This is a genomic window from Burkholderia cepacia ATCC 25416 (genome assembly GCF_001411495.1).
Lineage (GTDB): Bacteria > Pseudomonadota > Gammaproteobacteria > Burkholderiales > Burkholderiaceae > Burkholderia > Burkholderia cepacia.
The window spans coordinates 3,091,773-3,112,751 of record NZ_CP012982.1 but is presented as its reverse complement, the minus strand read 5'-3'; the positions used below and the strand labels follow the sequence as shown (position 1 = coordinate 3,112,751).

The window sequence follows — 20,979 nt, the reverse complement described above, 5'->3', positions numbered from 1 at the left end:
CCGGACGGGATTCGATCGGCACGCGGTTGCGCGCCGATCGTTGCCGCTTAACGACGCGGCCCACCGGTGCGCTGCGGACGCGGCGAATTCGCGTCCTTGTGCCGGAAGTTGATGCGGCCCTTGGTGAGGTCATAGACCGACAGTTCCAGCGTCACGCGGTCGCCCGCGAGAATGCGGATGTGGTTCTTGCGCATGCGGCCCGACGCGTACGCGCCCACCACGACGCCGTTTTCCAGCGTGACACGGTATTTGCTGTCCGGCAGCACTTCGTCGACGATTCCGTCCAGTTCCAGCAGTTCTTCTTTTGCCAAACCAATTCCTCCAGACAAGGTAATTGACCGCAGCCGCGGCGATCTGCCCGGCGCCGTGTCCCGCAACGGGACGGCGGCCGGCAGGCTGCCGGGGATCGGTTCGTTCAGACGGGCCATGGGCCTGTCTTGCGATCGGAGCCCGGCGCGTTGCGGCGTTCAGGCGGTCGGTGGCGGCGGCGCATAAAGCGCCGCGCAAGTCGGGACCGCGCCGGCAAGGCATGGCGGCGGTCTGCTCGGGTTGATGCGTTGAAGCGGTGATGCGCTGGCGAAGCGGCGGGCGCTTCGCGAGGGCGTTGCGTCGCACGCCATACAGGCATGCGATGAGGGAGGCGACACGACCGATGCATCGTGAATGTCGCGATGCATCGGTCGTGCGCATCGGAAACGCGCCGGCTGCCGCCGAAGCGGCGCCGTGCGCGCCAATCCGTCCGACGGCGGCCACCGTTTGGCGGCCGCTGCCGATGCGGCTTACTGCGGCGTGATGTTCGACGCTTGCAGACCCTTCGGGCCGCGCTTCACTTCGAAGCTGACCTTCTGGCCTTCGGCCAGGGTCTTGAAGCCCGTGCCGCGAATTTCAGAGAAATGGGCGAACAGATCGTCGCCGCCGTTGTCCGGGGAGATGAAACCAAAGCCCTTGGTTTCGTTGAACCACTTGACGGTACCGGTATCCACAAATACTTCCTTAATACGAATAATTGAACATGCGCCCGCAACGGGCACAGAAAGACTCAAAAGAGGGAGAGACCAACGACCGCCGCACGGAGTGCGGCCAATGATGAGCAATCGAACTTCTTGAACACTTCGGCCATGGACACTACGCGGTAGCGGCCGTTTCGTCAAGACATTTTGATGCGGCGCACAAGCACACCCGCCGCGTGCGCCTTGCGCGGCGGGTGTTGCCGGCCGACGGGACGCATTTCGATGCGCCCCCGCTTTCCGGCCGGCGGACGGCCCGCCGGTTCTTACCGCGGCTCGAACACATGATGCAGCGCCGGCGGCGCATCGCCTTCGCGAATCCGCATCTCGAACGCCTTGCGCGCGACGCTCGTCGGCCGCACGTCCGCCACGTCCAGGTAGAACTGCGAATACCAGTCGCGCATCTGGTATAGCGGCCCGTCGCCCTCGCACAGCAGCGGGTTGTCGATCCGCGTCTTGCTGTGCCAGATGTCGACGTCCTCGTAGAACGCGCGCTGCGCTTCCTTCACGTACGCGTTCGCGATCTCCGTGTTCTGCTCGTCGGACAGCCCGGCCACCTTCTTCACGATCACGCCGTAGCGCAGCTCGAAGCTGTTCATGTCGATCGGCACATGGCAGTTCAGCAGCACCGAGTGGATCGGCTGCCCGCCGCTCCGCCCCGTCATCTGCGTGATGTGCACGGCCGGCCCGAAATACGTCGACAGCGCGGTCAGGGCGTCGCCGCCGAGCTTCTCGCTGCGGCCGACCATCAGCTGCGTCGCCTTGTGGTCCTCGAACAGGTTCGCGAAATAGTCGATCGGCGCGCGGTGCACGGTCGCGAAGTGCGCGACGTCCGAGATGTTGTCGACCAGCTCGCGGCAGTTGGCCTGGATCACCATCTTGTCGACGACCCAGTCCGACCATTCGTCGGAGAAGCACACGTCGAGGCGCGGAATCGCGACTTCCGGCGGCGGTGCGTTGCCTTCCGGGTCGTTCCAGACGAACAGCAGGTTGTTTTCCTCGCAGGTCGGCCATGCGCCGATGCGCGCCTTCGGCGGGATCCGCTTGCAATACGGAATCGATGCGCACTGCCCTTCGCCGCTCCACGCCCAGCCGTGGAACGGGCACACGAGGTTGTCGCCCTGTACCGTGCCGAGGCTCAGGTCGGCGCCCATGTGCGGGCAGTACGCGTCGACGACGTTGACCTTGCCGGTCGAATCGGCGAACACGGCGAGCTTGCGGCCGAAGGCGTTCAGCGTGTGCGGCTTGCCGTCCTTGTAGTCGCGGGCGAGCCCGAGGCAGTGCCAGCCGCGCGCATAGCGCTGCGCGAGCGGCTGGGCTTCGATCTTGTAAGGGCGTGCGGACATGTGGGTTGACTCCTCTTGTGGACAACGCGCGGCGGCCGGCCGCGCGCGGGGGAAATGGGGGCGCCGGTCAGCGCACCGGGTTGCCGGGTTCGAGCGCAGGCGACGGTTTCAGCGTTGCCGGAGCCGCCGGCGACGGCTGCGCATGCGCGTGCTGCACGCGGCGCTCGGCACGCTCGACGCCGAGCCACGCGGCGAGCGCGGGCAGCAGGAACACGGCGCCGAACAGGTTCACGAGGAACATGAACGCGAGCAGCACGCCCATGTCGACCTGGAACTTCAGCGCGGAAAACGCCCACGTACCGACGCCGATGAACATCGTGACGGCCGTGAACAGCGCGGCCGTGCCGCGCTGGCGCATCGCGTCGGCGAATGCGTCCGGCAGCGTCGCGCCGTGGCGGAGGTCGTGCTGCAGGCGTTCGTACAGGTAGATCCCGTAGTCGACGCCCACGCCCACGCCGAGCGTGATCACCGGCAGCGTCGCGACCTTCAGCCCGATGCCGAGAAGCGCCATCACCGCGTTGCACAGGATCGACACGAGCGTGAGCGGCACGACGATGCACAGCACCGCGCGCCACGAGCGGAACGTGACCGCGCAGAGCAGCGCGATCGCGCCGAAGATCGACAGCAGCATCGCGATCTCCGCGTCGCCGACCGCCTCGTTGGTCGCCGCCATCACGCCGACGTTGCCGCCCGCGAGCCGGAACGCGACGTTCGGCGTCGGGTTCTCGGCCGCGAAACGCTTGATCTCGTCGACGATGTGCGCGATGGTCGTGCCTTCGTGGTTCTTCGTGTAGATCAGGACCTGGATCGCCTTGCAGTTCGCGGTGTTCATCCCGTTGTCGGGGTCGAACGCGTTGGAGCCTTGCGTGAGCCCGTCACTCGAGCGCGGCAGCGCGGCCCAGCGCGGGTTGCCCTCGTTGAATGCGGCGATGAACACCTTGCCCTGCGACGACACGCTCGTCACCGACTGCACGCCGGCCACGCCGCGCATGTTCATCTCGAACCGCTCGATCGCGCTCATCACCGGGTAATGCAGGCACGCGTCGTCGAAGCCGGTCGTCTCGACGATCACCGACAGCACGTCCACGCCGATGTTGTACTGGTGCGTGATCGCCGCGTTGTCGATGTTGTAGCGCGAGTTCGCGCGCAGCTCCGGCGCGCCGGTGCCGATGTCGCCGATCTCCAGCTTGCGCGATTCGAGCGTGCCGTACGCGAGCAGCGCCAGCGCCACCGCGAACACGCCGAGCGCGGGCGCCGGCCGCGCGAACACCGCGAAGCGCGACCACCGCCCGCTGCCGCCGGCCGCCGCCGTGCGCTGCGCGCGCGCCAGCGTGCCGCGTTCGAGGCGCGTGTACGACAGCAGGATCGGCAGGAACACCTTGTTGGTGACGATCATCAGCAGCACGCCGAGGCACGCGGTAATGCCGAGCTCGCGCACGATGTCGATCCTGATCCGCATGATGACCATGAAGCCGAGCGCGTTGGTCAGCAGCGCGACCGTGCCCGGCACGAACAGCTTGCGGAACGCGTCGCGCGCGGCGTCGACGGGCGACGCGCCGCGCACCAGCGCCTGCTTCCATGCGTTGGTCATCTGCACCGCGTGCGACACGCCGATCGAGAAGATCAGGAACGGCACGAGGATCGACATCGGGTCGATGCCGAGCCCGAGCAGCGGCAGCGCGCCGAGCAGCCACACGACCGGCAGCAGCGCGACGACGAGCGCCAGCACGGTGGTCTTCAGCGAGCGCGTGTAGGCAAACAGCAGCGCGGCCGTCACGAGGAACGCGAGCGCGAAGAACGCCATCACGCCCGCGATGCCGCTCTCGACGTCGCCCACCAGCTTCGCGAAGCCGATGATGTTCACGTCGATGCCCTGCTTCGCATAACGCGCGCGGATTTCCTCGAGCTGGCGCGCGACCGCGCTGTAGTCGAGCCGCTTGCCGGTGGCCGGGTCGGTCTCGCGCAGTTCCGCGCGGATCAGCGCCGATTTCAGGTCGTTGCCGACGAGGCGGCCGATCTGCCCGGAACGCGCGACGTTGCGGCGCACCTTCGCGAGATCGTCCGGGTTCGCGCTCGAGAACTGGCCGGGCACGACCACGTCGCCGCGAAAGCCGGCCTCGGTCACTTCCGTGTAGTGGACATTCGGCGTGAACAGCGAGAACACGCGCGAGCGGTTCACGCCGGGGATGAAGAAGACGTCGTCGGTCGCGTGGCGCAGCGCGTCCATGAACGTCTGGTTGTAGATGTCGCCGTCGCCCTTCCAGCGCAGGCTCACGAGGATCGTGTTCGCGCCGGGGAACGCACCCGCATAGCGCTCGAACACCTGCATGTACGGGTGCTGCATCGGGATCATCTTGTTGAAGCCCGGATCGAGCTTCAGGCGCGTGGCCGACAAGCCGAGCGCGAGCGTCACCGCAACGCACAGCAGCATCAGCAGCTTGCGCCGGCGGATGATCGTGTCGGCGCAGCGCTCGACGAACGCGGCGAGACGCGACGCGGAAACGGCTTCAGGAGGACGTGACAGGTCGTTCATGGAATTCTCGGGTCGGGACGGACGATGCGAAACGAACGGAAGGCGGCGCTGCGGGCGGCCGGCATCAGGACGGCGACGGCGTCGACGCAAGCGCGCCGGCCAGCGGCGCGACGCCGGCCTCGCCGCCGAGCAGCAGCGCGCCGTGGCCCATGTCGAGCACGGCCGCGAGGCTCTGCACGCCGCCGAGCTTGCGCACGTCGAAGGTCAGCCCGCCGTCGCGCGATGCGACGATCGCGCCGCCCTGGCCCACCAGCACGAGTTCGCCGCCGGTGAGCTGGGTCGCGCCGAAGTACGACACCGGCACGTGGCTGTCCACATGCGTCCAGGTCGCGCCGCGATCGGTGCTGCGCACCACGTTGCCGCGCATCCCGTACGCGACCCAGTCGCCGTTCGCGAGCATCAGCGCGCCGAACAGCGAACCGGCGTACGGCGACGGCAGCTTGTCCCACGTGGCACCGTTGTCGGTCGAGCGCAGCAGCGTGCCGCTCTCGCCCGCGACCAGCAGGTTGCCGTGGCCGTCGCCGACGATCGCGTTGAGGTGACGGTCGCCGGCCGGCGTCTTCAGCGGCTGCCACGTGAGGCCCGCGTCGTCCGAGCGCAGCAGCTGGCCGAAGCTGCCGGCCGCGAACAGCGGGCCGCCCGCCGCACCCCACACGGACAGCAGCGGATCGGAATGCTCATGGTCGATGTGCACTTCATGCCAGTGCATGCCGGCGTCGTCGCTGCGGACAATCCGGCCGTCGTGGCCGACCGCGATCCCGAGCGTCGGCGTGATGAAACGCACCTGCGTGAGCGTCGATGCCTGGTCGGGCGCGACCGATGCCGGCCGCCAGCGGGCGCCCGAGTCGTCGCTCAGCAGGATCACGCCGCGTTCGCCGACCGCGACGATGCGCGCGCCGGCCCGGGCGAGCCCGTTGATCTGCAGCCGGTCCGCATGGATCGCGGTGACCGGGAACGCCGGCAGCGGGCGCGGTGAAAACGCGAACAGCGCGGCGCCGAGCACGAGCGCCGACATCGCGAGTCCGGGCAAGGTTCGTTTCATGGCTTGTCTCCTGTTTCTGCGTTCGACGGCCGTTGGCGCGTGCGCGCCGACGACCGTCGCCTGCAAGTCTCCGGGCCGCCGGTCATGGCCGAGGCCTCGAATCGTCGTTCGTGAATGGTTCGCCGCGTGTGCGGCACGGCCCATCCGCGTGCCGCTACGTCCGCTACGTGCCGCTATGTCCGCGACGTGCCCTATGCGCCGACCTCGAACAGCGCGGCGGCACCCATCCCGCCGCCGATGCACATCGTCACGACCGCGTGCCGTACGCCGCGCCGCGCGCCTTCGAGCAGTGCGTGCATCGTCATCCGCGTACCCGACATCCCGAACGGATGGCCGAGCGCGATCGCACCGCCGTCGACGTTCAGCCGGGCGTCGGGAATGCCGAGCGTGTCGCGGCAGTACAGCGCCTGGCACGCGAACGCCTCGTTCAGCTCCCACAGCCCGATGTCGCCGACGGTCATCCCGAAGCGCGCGAGCAGCTTCGGAATCGCGAACACCGGGCCGATGCCCATCTCGTCGGGCTCGCAGCCGGCCACCGCGAGGCCGCGGAACGCGCCGAGCGGCGTCAGCCCGCGGCGTAGCGCCTCGCTGCGCGACATCACGACCACGGCCGCCGCGCCGTCCGACAGTTGCGACGCATTGCCGGCCGTCACGAACTCGCCCTGCTCGACGACCTTGCCGCCGCTCCACGACGGCTTCAGCCCCGCGAGCCGTTCGGCCGTCGTGTCGGCGCGCACGCCTTCGTCGCGCGCCGCACGCAGATCCTCGTGGCCGGCCGGGTTGCCTTCCTTGTCGAACAGCGCGCGCCGCACATCGAGCGGCGCGATTTCCGCATCGAAGCGGCCGGCCGCCTGGGCGTCGGCCGTGCGCTGGTGGCTCTGCAGCGCGAATTCGTCCTGCGCCGCACGCGAGATTCCGTAGCGGCGCGACACGATCTCGGCCGTTTCCATCATCGCCATGTAGGCGGCCGGCTGGTGGTCGAGCACGGCCTGCGAACGCGCGCGATACGCGTTCTTGTGCTTGTTCTGCGTGAGCGAGATCGACTCGACGCCGCCCGCGACCACGATCCGCGCATCGCCCGCGCCGATGCTGCGCGCGGCGCTCGCGATCGACATCAGGCCCGACGAGCACATGCGGTCGATCGCCATGCCGGGCACCGATGCCGGCAGCCCGGCCGCCGCCGCCGACAGGCGGCCGATGTTGTAGCCCTGCGTGCCCTGCTGCGCGGCGCAGCCGATCAGCACGTCGTCGACGTCGGCCGGCGCGACGCCAGCGCGCTCGAGCGCGGTGCGCACCACGTGGCCGCCCAGCGCGGGCGCCTCGGTGTCGTTGAACATGCCGCGAAACGCCTTGCCGATCGGCGTGCGTGCGACGGAAACGATGACTGCGTCTTCCATGGGCTGGCTCTCTGAATCTAGAAGTAGTAACGGCTGATCGTGTCGGCCACGCAGCCGGGTTTCGCTTCGCCTTCGATCTCGACGGTCACGCGAATCCATGCCTGCACGCCGCCGTCGAGCGGCTCGACGCGCAGCAGCTCGCCGACGCCGCGCACGCGCGCGCCGACCTTCACCGGCGCGGGGAAACGGATCCTGTCGCAGCCGTAGTTGACGCCGAGCCGCGCGCCGTCGATACGCACGATCTGCGGCAGGAAATGATTGACGAGCGACAGCGTCAGGTAGCCGTGCGCGATGCACGCGCCGAACGGGCCGTCCTTCGCGCGCACCGGGTCGACGTGCACCCACTGGTGATCGCCGGTCGCGTCGGCGAAGCCGTCGATGCGGATCTGGTCGATCGCGAGCCACGCGCTCGCGCCGAGCGTGTCGCCGACGGCCGCCGCGAGTTCGCCGGGATGCGCGAACACGCGGGGCGTCGCGCGCACGGGGTCGAGGGTCGTGCTCATCATGCGTGCTGGCTGCTGACCGACAGCACTTCGCCCGTCATGTACGACGCGTAATCGCTTGCAAGGAACACCATCACGTTCGCGACCTCCCAGACTTCGGCGGCGCGCCCGAAGGCTTCGCGCGACGCTAGTTGATTCAGCAGGTCGGCCGGGGCCGACTTCTTCAGAAAATCGTGCATCGCGATGCTCGGCGCGACCGCGTTGATACGCACGCCGTACGGCGACGCCTCGAGCGCCGCGCAGCGCGTGAGCGCCATCACGCCCGCCTTCGCGGCCGCGTAGTGCGCCTGTTCCGCTTGCGCGCGCCAGCCGAGCACCGATGCGTTGTTGACGATCGCGCCGCGGCCGCGGGCCTGCATGTGCGGCAGCATCGCGCGCGTCATCCGGAACGTCCCGGTGAGGCTAATGTCGATCACGCGCGACCATTCGGCATCGTCCATATCGACGATGCGGGTCGACCCGCCGAGCCCCGCGTTGTTGATCAGCACGTCGACGCCGTCGAGCTTGTCCTGGGCGTCGGCAACGAGTGCCTGCACGTCGGCCTCGATCGCGACGTTGCACAGGCGGCCATAGACCTGTTGCAGCCCCGTTTCGGCGCGCAGCGTTTCGACGGCCTCTTCGAGGCGCTTTTCGTGGATGTCGGAGATGAACAGCGCGCGGCAGCCTTCCTCCGCGCAGCGGCGCGCGGCCGCGAAGCCGATGCCGGCGCCGGCGGCGGCCGTGATCAGCACCGATTTGCCGGCGAGCAGCTGGTGGCCCGGCACGTAGGCCGGCGCTTTCTGGATCTGGGGTTCGGTCATGCGGTGCCTCGTGGTTCCCTGGGCATGCCGAGCCCGCGCTCGGCCATGATGTTGAGCTGGATTTCGTTGGTACCCGCGTAGATCGTGTCCGCACGGGAGAACAGGAATACGCGCTGCAGATGGGTGAGCTTTTCGTCGGCCGGATCGATCACGTTCGCGCGAGACCCGAGCACATCCATCGCGAGCTGGCCGAGGTCGCGGTGCCAGTTCGACCAGAAATACTTGTAGATCAATGCCTCGCGACGCAGCGGCGCGGTGGCACCGCCATCTGCGTCGTCGGCGCCGGACAGCATGCGCAGCGCGTTGTAGCGCATCACGCGCAGCCCGGCCCATGCGCGGCCGATCCGCTGCCGCAGCACCGGGTCGCGGTCCGCGCCCGATTCGCGCGCGGCGTCGATCACCCATTCGAGTTCGCGGACGAACTGCATCTGCTGGCCGAGCGTCGACATCCCGCGTTCGAAACCGAGCAGCGTCATCGCGATCCGCCAGCCGTCGCCGGGCGCGCCGACGAGGTCGCGTGCTTCCGCGCGCGCGCCGTCGAAGAACACTTCGTTGAATTCCGCGCCGCCGTTGAGCTGCCTGATCGGCCGGATCTCGATGCCCGGCTGGTCGAGCGGCATCAGCAGGAACGACAGCCCCTTGTTGCCCTTCGACGCGGGATCGGTGCGCGCGAGCACGAAGATCCAGTCGGAATCGTGCGCGAGCGACGTCCAGACCTTCTGGCCGTGGACGCGCCACGTACCGTCCGCATCCTGTTCGGCACGCGTGCGCACGTTGGCCAGGTCGGAACCCGCGCCCGGCTCGGAGTAGCCCTGGCACCAGAACTGTGTGCCGGCGAGAATGCCGGGCAGGAAGCGCGCGCGCTGGTCGTCGGTGCCGCATGCGACGAGCGTCGGCCCGAGCAGCCCTTCGCCGATGTGGCCCATCCTTCCCGGGCCTCCGGCGCGCGCGTATTCCTCGTGGAAGATCACCTGTTCGGCCACCGTGAAGCCGCGCCCGCCGGCGGCGGTCGGCCAGCCGAGGCCGGTCCAGCCGCCCTGCGCCAGTTCCCGCTCCCATGCCTTGCGCAGGTCGGGAAACGCTTCCTCGTCGCCGGGGCCGCCGCGATATTTCAGGCACGCGAATTCGCCGGTCAGGTGCGATTGCACCCAGTCGGCCACTTCGTGCCGCAATTGCTGTTCGCGCGTTTCGCTGTTCATTGAAGGGCTCCTGCGCGTGCGGCGGACGGGCGGGCGGGCGCCGCAACCGCGGCGTCGGGCGCGTCGTCGCGGTGCGCGTCGCCGCCTTCGATCGCATGGGACGCGATCCATTCGAGCAGTTGCGGCGTGCTGCCGAACTGCGCGCCCGACGCCTGCGCGCGCTTGAAGTAGAGATGCGGGTCGTATTCCCACGTAAAGCCGACGCCGCCGTGCAACTGGATCGCTTCCTGTGCGCAAAACGCGTACGCGTCGTTCGCGGCGGATTTCGCCGCGGCGATGTCGGCACGCAATGCGTTGCCCGGCACCACGCTGCCGGCCTCCGCGTCCCACGCATGCGCGGCGCCGAGCACGGCCGAGCGCGCCGATTCGATCAGCACCATCATCTGCGCGCAACGGTGCTTGACGGCCTGGAACGACGCGATCGCGCGGCCGAACTGCACGCGCTGGCTCGTGTAGTCGAGCGTCAGATCGAGGCATTGCTGTGCGCCGCCGAGTTGTTCGGCGGCCAGCGCGAGCGCCGCGAACCATGCGGCGCGTTCGAGCACCTGCGCCGCGTCGCGGCCCGCAATCAGCGCGTCGCGGCTCACGCGCACGTCGTCGAGCGCAATCCGTGCGAGCGGCCTCGTCGCGTCGAGCGTATCGAGCGGCGTCACCGCAACGCCGGCTGCGCCGGCAGTCATGTCGATCGCGAACAGGCCGACCGACTGCCCTTCGTTCGCGATCCGCGCCGGAACCAGCAGCAGGTCGGCGCGCGCACCGTCGAGCACTTGTGCTGCGACGCCGGACAATGCAAAGCCGGCCGCGGTTTCTTCCGCGATGAACGGAAGCGGTCGCGCACTGGCCGGTTCGTCGAACGACTCGCCGAAAGATGCGCCGAACGCATTGGCACCCGGCCGGCCATATGGCCGGCCGACCCGCGCCCCACCTGGCTCGCCGAACGGCCAGTCGAACGGCAGCGCCAGCGTCGCGCTGCATGCGCCTTCGGCGATCTTCGCGAGCCAGCCGGTCGCCAGCGACGTGTCGCAGCCCGCGAGCGCGGTCGCCGCGAGGCACGCGGTCGAAAAATACGGCACGCACGCGATGCGCCGGCCAAGCTGTTCCATCAGCACCGCCTGCTCGACCGCGCCGAGCCCGAGCCCGCCCGCCGCCTCCGGCAGCGCAAGCGCGTTCCAGCCGAGCTCGCCAGCCAATGCAGCCCACAGCGCATCGTCGCGGCCGGCCATCAGCTCGAGTGCGCGGCGCACGTCGGCGGACGCGCTGCGTTCGGCAAGCACGTCGGCGGCCGCGTCGCGGATCATCGCCTGTTCGTCGGTGAGCGCCAGATCCATCCTCAGCTCCCGTACACGCGCTGCGCGGGCCGCGCCTCGGCGAGCAGCCGCGCAACCGCCGGGCCGATCTCGGCCGCCGCCCAGCGCGCGCCGCGGTCGACGCTCGGGCCCGTGCGCCAGCCTTCCGCGACCGCGATCATCCCGCCCGCGACCTCGAACACCTGGCCCGTCACGTCGGCCGACAGCGCGCTGCCGAGCCACACGACGAGCGGTGCGACGTTGGCCGGGTCGAAATAGTCGAAGCCGCCGTCCTCGGGCTTCTTCATCATGTCGGCGAACACGCCTTCGGTCATCGACGTGCGCGCGGCCGGCGCGAGCGCGTTCACGCGCACGCCGTAGCGCTGCAGCTCGGCCGCCTGCATCAGCGTGAGCGCGGCGATGCCGGCCTTCGCCGCGCCGTAGTTCGACTGGCCGATCGAGCCTTGCAGGCCGGCGCCGGAACTCGTGTTGACGATCCGCGCGTCGACCGCGTGGCCCGCCTTCGCCGCGTCGCGCCACACGCGCGCCAGCACGCTCGACAGGCAGAAGTGGCCGCGCAGGTGCACGCGCATCACGTCGTCCCAGTCGGTTTCGGTCATGCTCGTGAACATCTTGTCGCGGCAGATGCCCGCGTTGTTGACGAGCACGTGCACATCGCCGAACGCTTCGCGGGCCGCGTCGACGATCCGCTGCGCCGTTTCGACGCGCGTGATGTCGTCCGCATTCGCAAGCGCGCTGCCGCCGCGTCGTGCGATCTCGTCGCACACGGCCTGCGCGGCCTCGTGCCGGATGTCGTTGACGACGACCGCCGCGCCTTCGGCCGCGAACGCGAGCGCATATTCGCGCCCGAGCCCGCCGCCCGCGCCGGTGATGATGACGGTGCGTCCGTTACAGATTCCCATGCTGGTGCCTCGTGGATCGTGAGATCGTGAAAGTGACGCGCTCACAGGCGCTCGATGATCGTGACGTTCGCGAGGCCGCCGCCTTCGCACATCGTCTGCAATCCGTAACGACCGCCGGTGCGTTCCAGTTCGTGCAGCAGCGTCGTCATCAGCCGCGCACCGGTCGCGCCGAGCGGATGGCCGAGCGCGATGCCGCCGCCGTTCGGGTTGGTCCTTTCATGCGGGAAACGCGTATCGGCCAGCCACGCCTGCGCGACCGACGCGAACGCCTCGTTCATCTCGACGACGTCGATCTGCGACCAGTCGAGCCCGCTCTTCTTCAACGCGGCCCGGGTCGCCGGGATCGGCGCGGTGAGCATCCACAGCGGATCGTCGCCCAGCACGCTCAGGTGATGGATGCGTGCGCGCGGCGTGAGGCCGTAGCGCTTCAACGCGTCCTCCGACACGATCAGCAGCGCCGCGGCCGCGTCGCAGGTCTGGCTCGCGACGGCGGCCGTCAGCGAGCCGCCCGGTGTCAGCGGCTCGAGCGTCGCCATCTTTTCCAGCGACGTGTCGGGGCGCGGCGTCTCGTCGTGCAGCACGCCTTCGAGCGGCACGATCTCCCGCTTGAAATGCCCGGCCTCGATCGCGGCGACCGCACGGCGGTGGCTTTCGAGCGCATAGCGCTCCATCGCGTCGCGCGACAGGTTCCAGTGATCGGCGATCCGCTGCGCGGCGACGAACTGCGACACCGGCGCATCGCCGAAGCGCGCGCGCCAGCCGGTGCTGCCCGAGAACGGGTCGTCGAAGCCGAGCGGCGCCGCGCAGGTCATCGCGGACGAAATCGGGATCTGCGTCATCGTCTGCACGCCGCCCGCGACCACCACGTCCTGCACGCCGCTCATCACGGCCTGTGCGGCGAAATGCACGGCCTGTTGCGACGAGCCGCACTGGCGGTCGACCGTCACGCCCGGCACCTGCAGCGGCAACCCGGCCGCGAGCCAGCAGGTGCGCGCGATGTTGCCCGCGAGCGGGCCGATCGTGTCGACGCAGCCGAACACCACGTCGTCGTATTCGTCGGCGGGAATCGCGTTGCGTTCGACGAGCGTCTTCAGCACGAAGCCGCCGAGGTCGGCCGCATGCACGTGCGCGAGCCCGCCCTTGCGGCGGCCGGTCGGCGTGCGCAGCGCGTCGACGATATAGGCTTGTTTCATTGACGGGTTTCCTCGAGGTCGAAGGTCTGCGCGGGGCCGATCGGCAACGCGTCGCCGAGGATCGCGTCGGCCACGCGGGCCTTGTGGAACGCGCTGTCGCCCCAGCTGCCGGAGAGCGCCCAGATGCGCTTCATGAAGATCTGCAGGTCGAGCTCCCACGTGTAGCCGATCGCCCCGTGCACCTGCATCGAGTGACGCGCGGCGAGCTGCGCGGCCGACGTCGCCGCGAGCTTCGCGTGGGACACGAACACCGCGCGCTGCGGGTGATCGTCGGCGATCGCCTGCGCGGCGCGCGCGACCACCGGCCGCGCGAACTCGTAGCGGATCGCGACATCGGCAAGCAGATGCTTGAGCGCCTGGTACGACCCGATCGCCTTGCCGAACTGCTTGCGCTGCGCGCTGTAGTCGATCGCGACGTCGAGCACGCGCTGCGTGAGGCCGAGCAGTTGCGCGGCGACCGCGAACGCACCGTGGTCGAGCGCACGGTCCAGCAGCGGCGCGGCTTCGTCGGCGCCTGCGATGCGCGTGGCCGCCGACGGCTCCCAGTCGAGCGTGAACAGCCGCCGCGACGGGTCGACGCTGTCCACCGCGCGCCATGCGCACTGCGCGGGATCGACGCGGTGCAGCTCGCCACGGTGCTCGCAAAGGAGCGTCTGCGCGACGTGCACGTCGGCCGCATACGGGTTCACCGGATGCACGAGCGCGACGCGCGCGCGCCCGTCGGCGATGTCGCGCAGCAGCGCGTCGCGCCAGTCGCTCGCCGGCAGCCGCGCGAGCACGCCGGCCGAGACGAGCGCCGTGTCGAGCAGCGGCTCGGGGCTGCCGAAGTAACCGTAGGTCTGCGCGAGCAGCGCCCATTCCGCTTCGCTCAGGCCGAGGCCGCCGTGCGCCTCGGGCACCGACACGGCGGTCAGCCCCTGCGACGCGAACAGCGCCCACAGGTTGTCCGAACGCCCGGTCGGCGTGGCCCAGAGCTCGCGGATCAGCTCGGGCGTCATCTCGGTCATCAGCAGGCGCTTCACGCTGTCCGCGAGCGCTTCCTGGTCTTCATCGAATACGAAATCCATACGATGTCCGTTCAGTGAGGGGGGCGCCGGCGCCGTCATGCGCGCGGCATGCCGAGCATCCGTTCGGCGACGATGTTGCGCTGGATCTCGTTGGTGCCCGCGTAGATCGTGCCGGCCTGCGCGAACAGGAAGCCGTCGAGCCAGTGGCCGAGCGTCGCGTGCTGCGCGGCCGTCTGCGGGACGACCTCGCCGTGCGCGCCGAGAATGTCGAGCGCGGTCTGGTGCATGCGCAGGTCGAGTTCCGACCAGAACACCTTGTTGGTGCTCGACTCCGCGCCGATATGGCCGCCCTTCAGCAGCCGGCTCGCGGTCGCGTAGGTCGACAGCGCATACGCCTGCGCATCCATCCACGCCTGCACCACGCGCTCGCGCAGCGTCGGATCGCGATCCGCGCTGTCGCGGTGGGCGAGATACAGGTCGCGCAGGGCCTGCGCGGTGCGCTGGAAGCGCGCGGGCGAACGCAGCATCAGCCCGCGCTCGAAGCCGGCCGTCGCCATCGCGACCTGCCAGCCCGCGCCTTCGGCCGCGAGCCGGTTCTCGACCGGCACGCGCACGTCGTCGAAGAAGATTTCCGCGAAGCCCGTCTGCCCGTTCAGCTGGCGGATCGGCCGCACCGTGATGCCCGGCGCGGACAGCGGCACCATCAGGAACGTGAGCCCGTGGTGGCGTGACGATTCCGGGTCGCTGCGGAACAGCCCGAACAGCCAGTCGGCCCACACCGCGCGCGTCGACCAGATCTTCTGGCCGTTCAACACGTATTCGTCGCCGATCCGGGCGGCCGTCGTGCGGATCGCGGCCATGTCGGAACCCGCATTCGGCTCCGACCAGCCCTGCGCCCATACGTGCTCGCCGGCCGCCATCGCGGGCAGGAAACGCGCCTTCTGCTCCGTGGTGCCGAAATCCATCAGCGTCGGGCCGAGCAGGAAGATGCCGTTCTGGTTCACGCGCATCGGCGCGTCGGCACGCCAGTACTCTTCCTCGAAGATCAGCCACTCGATCAGGTCGCAGCCGCGCCCGCCCAGCTCGCGCGGCCACGTGACCATGCTCCAGCGGCCCGAGTGCAGCGTGCGCTCCCATTCGCGGTGCGCGGCGAAGCCTTCCTCGGTGTCGAAGCTCGGCAGCCGCTCGCGCGGCACGTGCGCGGCGAGCCATTCGCGGATCTCGGCGCGAAACGCCTGTTGCTGCGGCGTGTAGGTCAGGTTCATGCGCGTGCCTCCTCGACGGTGGCCTGCGCATCGAAACGCGCGTCGCGCTTCTCGACGAACGCGGCGCGCGCTTCGGTCGAATCGTTCGTCATGTACGCCTGCAGCGTGAAGCCCTGCTCCCAGCGGTACTTGTCCTCGAGATCGCCGTCCTCGACGCCGTTAAGCGCCTCCTTCGCGAGCCGCACCATCGCCGGGCTCTTGTCCGCGATCTTGCGGGCGAGCGCGAGCGCCGCGTCGCGCAGCGTGTCGCGCGTCACGACCTGCTCGACCGCGCCGAGCCGGTACGCTTCGGCCGCGTCGATCATCTCGCCCGTGAAGTACATCGCGCGCACCTTCTGCACGCCGAACAGCCGCTGCAGGTGCGCGCCGCCGCCCATCGCGCCACGGTCGATCTCGGGCACGCCGAAGCGCGCGCAGTCGGCCGCGACGACGATGTCCGCCGCGCCGCAGATGCCGATCCCGCCGCCGAGCACGAAACCGTGCACGGCCGCGATCACCGGCTTCGGGTTGCGGTGCACGGCGCGGAACGTCTCGTAATTGCCCGCGTTGACCGCCACGATCCGCTCCGGATGCGCGGCCAGCTCCTTGATGTCGACGCCCGCGCAGAAGCCGCGGCCTTCGCCGCGCACGACGATCACGCGGACCTCGTCGTCCTCGCCGAGCGCATCGAGCGCGCGGGAGAGCGCATGCCAGCCCTGCGCGTCGAGCGCGTTCACGGGCGGATGGGCGATCACCAGCTCGGCGATGCCGTCGGCGCGATCGATCCGGAACGGCATCGCGCCGGCCGGTTGGTTGGATCCTGTCATCTCCATTGCCTCCCTGTGATGTTGTTCATGCGGCCCGCGCTGCCGCCGCGCCGCGCAGCGTGGCCAGTGCGTCGAGTCGCTCGCCGGCTTCCGCGACGATCCGTGCGATCAGCGCGTCGCACGGATCGATCGCGCCGATCATCGCGGCCGCCTGGCCGCTCGGCAGCACGCCTTCATCGGGGCGGCCTTCGACGATCGCGCGCTGGATCAGGAACGGCGCGTTCGCCGCCATCAGCGTCTGGCTCGCCGTGTAGTCGTGCGAGCGCAGCGCCTTGATCGCGAGGCCGAGCATGTCGCCCGTGCTCAGGCCGTTCTGGCGCCGCCATGCGTCGGCCGTCTTCAGCGCGAACAGCGTGCGGCGCAACGGGCCGAAGCGCTCGAGCTTCAGCAGGTACGGGTTGTCGATCATCCGTTGCGGCAGCCCGTCGAGCGCGTCCGACACGCGGATGCGCGCCGGGTCGCCGACCGCGACGTAGCGTTCGAGCGTCTCGCGCGGCACCGGCGATTCGGCGCTCATCAGGAAGCGCGTGCCCATCGCGATGCCGGCCGCGCCGTACGCGAGCGCGGCAGCCAGCCCGCGCCCGTCGAAGAACCCGCCGGCCGCGACCACCGGCACCCGCACCGCGTCGAGCACCTTCGGCAGCAGCAGCGTGGTCGGCACCGAGCCCGTGTGGCCGCCGCCTTCCGCGCCCTGCACCGTCACGATGTCCGCGCCGAGCTCGACCGCCTTTGCCGCATGCTTCGGTGCGCCGACGGTCGGCATGCAGACGATGCCGGCGTCCTTGAAGCGGCGGATCGTCTTTGCATCGGGCCCGCGGCCGTAGCTCACCGCGCGCAGCCGGTGCCGGATCGCCAGCTCGACGACCTGCTGCGCGTTCTTCTGGAACATGTGGAAATTGATGCCGAACGGCTTGTCCGTCAGCGACTTCACTTTCAGGATCTCGGCCTCGACCTGCTCGGGTTCGAGCGTCGCGCCGGCCAGGAAGCCGAAGCCGCCGGCGTTCGCGGTCGCCGCGACGAGCCGCGCGTCGGCCACCCAGCCCATCGCGGTCTGCACGATCGGATAGCGGCAGCCGAGCAGGTCGCACAAAGGCGTATGCAGCGGGCTTTGAAGCGTCTGAGGCGTCGTGCTCATGCAGCCGCTCCGTTGACGGCGACCGGTGCGGGCGCGTCGCCGCGATCGACGCCGTTCGGCTGACGCTGCGAACTGGCCATGCTGCGCGCGTCGTAGCCGCCGAGACGGTCGCCGCTCACGAGCTCGTTGTGCGCATGCGCGAAGTGATGCCACGCGAACGCCGCATCCATCGCCGCGCGCTTGCCCTGCAGTTCCTCGACGTGATTCAGTGCCTGCTTGGTCAGCGCGAGCCCGAGGCGCGGCATCGTCGCGATCTTCGCGGCGATCGCATAGGTCGCGTCGTGCAGCCGTTCGCGCGGCACGACGCGGTTGACCATCCCCATCTGGTACGCACGCTCGGCCGGCATCCGTTCGCCGAGGAACAGGAATTCCTTCGCGATGCGCGGGTTCAGTTCGTAGGCGTGCGCGAAATACTCGACGCCCGGAATCCCCATCCGCACGACCGGATCGGCGAAGAACGCATCCTCGGACGCGACGATCAGGTCGCACACCCACGCGAGCATCAGCCCGCCCGCGATGCATGCGCCCTGCACCATCGCGACCGTCGGCTTCGGCAGGTCGCGCCAGCGCCGGCACATCCCGAGGTAAACCTCCTGCTCGCGTGCATAGAGGAATTCGCCGCCGTCCTTGTCGACGTGGTCGTACCACAGCGATGCGCGATCGAACGACTCGTGGATATCGCGGCCCGGCGTGCCGATGTCGTGGCCCGCCGAGAAATGCTTGCCGGCGCCCGCGAGCACGATCGCCTTCACCGCGTCGTCATGCGCCGCGCGCCGGAACGCCGCGTCGAGCGCATACGTCATCTTCGAGTTCTGCGCGTTGTGATACTCGGGGCGGTTCATCGTGATCGTCGCGATGCCGGCGTCGACCGCGTAGTCGACGACACCGTCGCCGAACGTCATCTGGGTCGCTTCCATGTGGGACCTCATCCCCGGCGCGGCGCCGGATTGTTGCGCACGATCGTCGCGCGCAGGTTGTGCGGATCGAGCGCACGCACGATGCGCAGGTCTTCCGCGTTCGGCGCGGCCGTCGTGCCGAGCTCCGGATGCGCGATCAACGGGAAGCTCGTCGCGTCCTGCACCTCGTCGAAGCTCACGCCCGGATGCAGCGAGCGCACGCGGATCGCGTGGTCGGGGCCGCCGAAATCCATCACGCACAGGTCGGTGACGATGCTCCGCAGGTCGACGAAGGTTTTCATGCCGGGCAACCGGCGCGCCGGGTTGTAGCCGACCGTGCACACCATGTCGACTTCGCCCGCGACGAACGTGCGCTTGCCGTGGCCGCTGACGAAGAACGAGTTCGCATGGTTCGTCGTATTGCCGGGGAAGCCGCGCGCGCCGAGCAGCTGGGTTTTCGGGCGCGCGTAGTCGTCGCCGAGCCACGAGATGTTGGCCTGGCCGAAACGGTCGATCTGCGTCGGCATCACGAGCGCGTGGCGGCGGCCGTGCCACAGGCAGTCGAACACGCGTTCGTAGGTCATCCAGCCGCTCGCCTTCACGCGGTAACCGTCGGGGCGCGGGCCGAGCGGCACCGGCTCCTCGACGAGATACGCTTCGCCGTCGGTCAGCATCAGCCCGTTGTTGTATGCAAGCCGCGCGAGGCCGGCCGCGAGCCGCGGGCCCGTGCCGATGCCGGTCGCCAGCACTTCGCCGTCGTCGCGCCAGAGTCGCGCGGATGCGACGATCATCAGTTCCGCGAGGGAATGGTCGAGAGATTCGCTCACAGGCGCTCCTTTACAGAATCGGCAACGGCAGCGTCGTCACGTGCGACAGCCCGCCGACGCCTTCGAGGTACTGGCGTTCGTCCTGGCCGACCACGTCGCGCAGGTACGCCGCCGTCTTCGCGTCGTCTTCCGCACTGGCGCAGTACGCGCGCAGGTGCGGCAGGTCCCAGCCGTAGGCCGGCCCGCACGACGTCGGGTGTGCGCCGCCCGGCGCGTGCACGACGCCGGTGACGAGCGAGCGCTCGAACGGATTGCGTTTCGCTGCGTCGAGGTCTTCGCTCGCGAGCGACGCGTCGACCGTTTCCGCCGACACGTAGCAACGCTGCGCGGCGCGTGCCATCCACGCGTCGAAGAACGGATCGGGGCCGTCGATGCGCGTGTTGCCCATCCGGTCGGCCGCGTTCACGTGCAGCAGCGCGGCGTCGAGGTCGATCGCCGGCATCGCGAGCAGCGTTTCGCCGTCGTCATACGGCGACTGCACCGTGCGCAGTTGCGGCGCGTGATCGAGCAGCGCGGTGCCGAGCCCGGCACGCGTCGGCAGGAACGGCAGCCGGGCGGCGGCCGCGCGCAGGCCGAGCTGCAGCATCCCTTCGTCGAGTTCCAGCACGTCGATGCGGCCCTGTTCACGCGCACGACGGAAATGCGGTTCGAGCGGGATCACGTCGAGCGACACGAAGCCGAACACCACCTTGCGTACCTTGCCGGCCGCGCACAGCAGCCCGACATCGGCGCCGCCGTACGCGACGATCGTCAGGTCCTTCAGGTTCGAGCGCGCGATTTCGCGCACCAGTGCCATCGGCTTGCGCCGCGGCCCCCATCCGCCGATGCCGATCGTCATGCCGTCGGCGAGTTGCGCGACCACGTCGCGCGCGGACATCGTCTTGTCGAGAGGTTTCATCGTCATCGTGCTGGCTCACCGGTATCCGATGCTGAAATCGTGGCCCCACTGGCTCACCTTCGTGGCCTCGAACACCGCGTGCTTCGACCAGTCGACCGTGAGGCCGCCGAAGCCGTATTCGAGATCGAAGCCGCCGGGGGTCTTCATGTAGAAAGAGATCATCTGGTCGTTGCAGTGGCGCCCGAGCGTCGCGGACATCTTCACGTCGTGCGCGGCCACGCGGTCCAGCGCGCGGCCCACTTCGTCCATCGAGTCGACTTCGGCCATCACGTGCACACAGCCCGACGGCACGGCCATCTCGAACAGCGCGAGGCTGTGATGGCGCGCGTTGCGGCAGTGCATGAAGTGGATGCGCTTTTCGGGTTCGGCGGGATCGGGCGTGAATTTCACGCGATAGATGTCGGACAGCTCGAAGCCGAGCACGCCGCGCACGAACGCGTCGGTCGCGTCGAACTGCGGCGCGGGCAGCACCGCGTGGCCGAGCCCCATGTCGCCGGTGACGAAGTGCGCGACGCCCAGCGGCGACACGAAACGGCGGAAATCGCAGCGCGCGCCCCAGTACAGCTCGTGGCGGTTGCCGGACGGGTCGGTGCACCACGCCATCGCCTGCACGCGGCGCAGCGCGGCTTCGGCGGGCGTCGCGCGGATCGGCTCGACGCCTGCCCGCTGCAGCACCGCCAGCGCGGCGTCGAACGCGGCGCCGTCGGGCAGCTCCCAGCCCGACGCGAAATAGCGGTCGGCCGCGCCGGGGACGATCACGTAGCGGAAATCGCGCTCGTCCATCTTCAGGTACAACGCGCCGTCGGGCGCGTCGAGCGCCTGCATGCCCAGCACGTCTTCCGCGTAGCGGCGCCACGCATCGACGCGCGTCGCCTCGACGACGACATAGCCAAGCGCACGGACATCGATCATGTCG

The 20,979-nt window shown here is 69.5% G+C and carries 20 protein-coding genes; all 20 read right to left on the bottom strand.

What is annotated here, in order from left to right; genetic code table 11:
- Positions 1–47: 47 nt before the first annotated feature.
- A complete protein-coding gene (infA, locus tag APZ15_RS31120) occupies positions 48–311 on the bottom strand; it encodes a translation initiation factor IF-1 (RefSeq protein WP_027791717.1) in 264 nt (87 codons plus the stop codon).
- Positions 312–779: 468 nt separating this feature from the next.
- A complete protein-coding gene (locus APZ15_RS31115; RefSeq protein ID WP_006483056.1) occupies positions 780–983 on the bottom strand; it encodes a cold-shock protein in 204 nt (67 codons plus the stop codon).
- Positions 984–1,273: 290 nt separating this feature from the next.
- Positions 1,274–2,353, bottom strand: a complete 1,080-nt coding sequence (locus APZ15_RS31110) for a 3-ketosteroid-9-alpha-monooxygenase, oxygenase component (protein ID WP_027791718.1) — start codon at positions 2,351–2,353, stop codon at positions 1,274–1,276.
- A 67-nt stretch (positions 2,354–2,420) separates the two neighbouring features.
- On the bottom strand, positions 2,421–4,886 hold the full coding sequence (locus tag APZ15_RS31105; protein ID WP_027791719.1) for an efflux RND transporter permease subunit: 2,466 nt from the start codon (positions 4,884–4,886) through the stop codon (positions 2,421–2,423).
- Positions 4,887–4,950: 64 nt separating this feature from the next.
- On the bottom strand, positions 4,951–5,928 hold the full coding sequence (locus APZ15_RS31100; protein WP_027791720.1) for a WD40/YVTN/BNR-like repeat-containing protein: 978 nt from the start codon (positions 5,926–5,928) through the stop codon (positions 4,951–4,953).
- 191 nt (positions 5,929–6,119) lie between these two features.
- A complete protein-coding gene (locus APZ15_RS31095; protein WP_027791721.1) occupies positions 6,120–7,325 on the bottom strand; it encodes an acetyl-CoA C-acyltransferase in 1,206 nt (401 codons plus the stop codon).
- A gap of 17 nt (positions 7,326–7,342) precedes the next feature.
- Complete coding sequence (locus APZ15_RS31090; RefSeq protein WP_027791722.1) at positions 7,343–7,828, bottom strand: MaoC family dehydratase; 486 nt, start codon at positions 7,826–7,828, stop codon at positions 7,343–7,345.
- Positions 7,828–8,628 (bottom strand): SDR family oxidoreductase, encoded by an 801-nt coding sequence (locus APZ15_RS31085; RefSeq protein ID WP_027791723.1) that lies wholly within the window; start codon positions 8,626–8,628, stop codon positions 7,828–7,830. The genes APZ15_RS31090 and APZ15_RS31085 overlap by 1 nt, the downstream gene beginning before the upstream one ends.
- Positions 8,625–9,827 (bottom strand): acyl-CoA dehydrogenase family protein, encoded by a 1,203-nt coding sequence (locus APZ15_RS31080; protein WP_027791724.1) that lies wholly within the window; start codon positions 9,825–9,827, stop codon positions 8,625–8,627. The genes APZ15_RS31085 and APZ15_RS31080 overlap by 4 nt, the downstream gene beginning before the upstream one ends.
- Positions 9,824–11,155 (bottom strand): acyl-CoA dehydrogenase family protein, encoded by a 1,332-nt coding sequence (locus tag APZ15_RS31075; RefSeq protein WP_027791725.1) that lies wholly within the window; start codon positions 11,153–11,155, stop codon positions 9,824–9,826. The genes APZ15_RS31080 and APZ15_RS31075 overlap by 4 nt, the downstream gene beginning before the upstream one ends.
- A 2-nt stretch (positions 11,156–11,157) precedes the next feature.
- Positions 11,158–12,036, bottom strand: a complete 879-nt coding sequence (locus APZ15_RS31070) for an SDR family oxidoreductase (protein ID WP_027791726.1) — start codon at positions 12,034–12,036, stop codon at positions 11,158–11,160.
- Between the two features lie 41 nt (positions 12,037–12,077).
- On the bottom strand, positions 12,078–13,229 hold the full coding sequence (locus APZ15_RS31065; protein ID WP_027791727.1) for an acetyl-CoA C-acetyltransferase: 1,152 nt from the start codon (positions 13,227–13,229) through the stop codon (positions 12,078–12,080).
- Entirely contained in the window at positions 13,226–14,296 is a 1,071-nt protein-coding gene (locus APZ15_RS31060; RefSeq protein WP_027791728.1) for an acyl-CoA dehydrogenase family protein, read from the bottom strand. Before APZ15_RS31060 ends, APZ15_RS31065 begins: the two co-directional genes overlap by 4 nt.
- A 35-nt stretch (positions 14,297–14,331) precedes the next feature.
- Complete coding sequence (locus tag APZ15_RS31055) at positions 14,332–15,501, bottom strand: acyl-CoA dehydrogenase family protein (RefSeq protein ID WP_027791729.1); 1,170 nt, start codon at positions 15,499–15,501, stop codon at positions 14,332–14,334.
- Positions 15,498–16,313, bottom strand: coding sequence for an enoyl-CoA hydratase family protein (locus tag APZ15_RS31050; protein ID WP_034196055.1), 816 nt, complete (start codon positions 16,311–16,313; stop codon positions 15,498–15,500). The genes APZ15_RS31055 and APZ15_RS31050 overlap by 4 nt, the downstream gene beginning before the upstream one ends.
- Before the next feature lie 19 nt (positions 16,314–16,332).
- Complete coding sequence (locus APZ15_RS31045) at positions 16,333–17,442, bottom strand: NAD(P)H-dependent flavin oxidoreductase (RefSeq protein WP_027791731.1); 1,110 nt, start codon at positions 17,440–17,442, stop codon at positions 16,333–16,335.
- Entirely contained in the window at positions 17,439–18,359 is a 921-nt protein-coding gene (locus tag APZ15_RS31040; protein ID WP_027791732.1) for an enoyl-CoA hydratase, read from the bottom strand. The genes APZ15_RS31045 and APZ15_RS31040 overlap by 4 nt, the downstream gene beginning before the upstream one ends.
- An 8-nt stretch (positions 18,360–18,367) precedes the next feature.
- The gene (locus APZ15_RS31035) at positions 18,368–19,165 is read right to left on the bottom strand and encodes a CoA-transferase subunit beta (protein ID WP_027791733.1); all 798 of its coding nucleotides are present in this window, start codon (positions 19,163–19,165) and stop codon (positions 18,368–18,370) included.
- 10 nt (positions 19,166–19,175) lie between these two features.
- On the bottom strand, positions 19,176–20,069 hold the full coding sequence (locus APZ15_RS31030; RefSeq protein WP_027791734.1) for a CoA transferase subunit A: 894 nt from the start codon (positions 20,067–20,069) through the stop codon (positions 19,176–19,178).
- Positions 20,070–20,078: 9 nt separating this feature from the next.
- A complete protein-coding gene (locus APZ15_RS31025; protein WP_027791735.1) occupies positions 20,079–20,975 on the bottom strand; it encodes a VOC family protein in 897 nt (298 codons plus the stop codon).
- Positions 20,976–20,979: the final 4 nt, after the last annotated feature.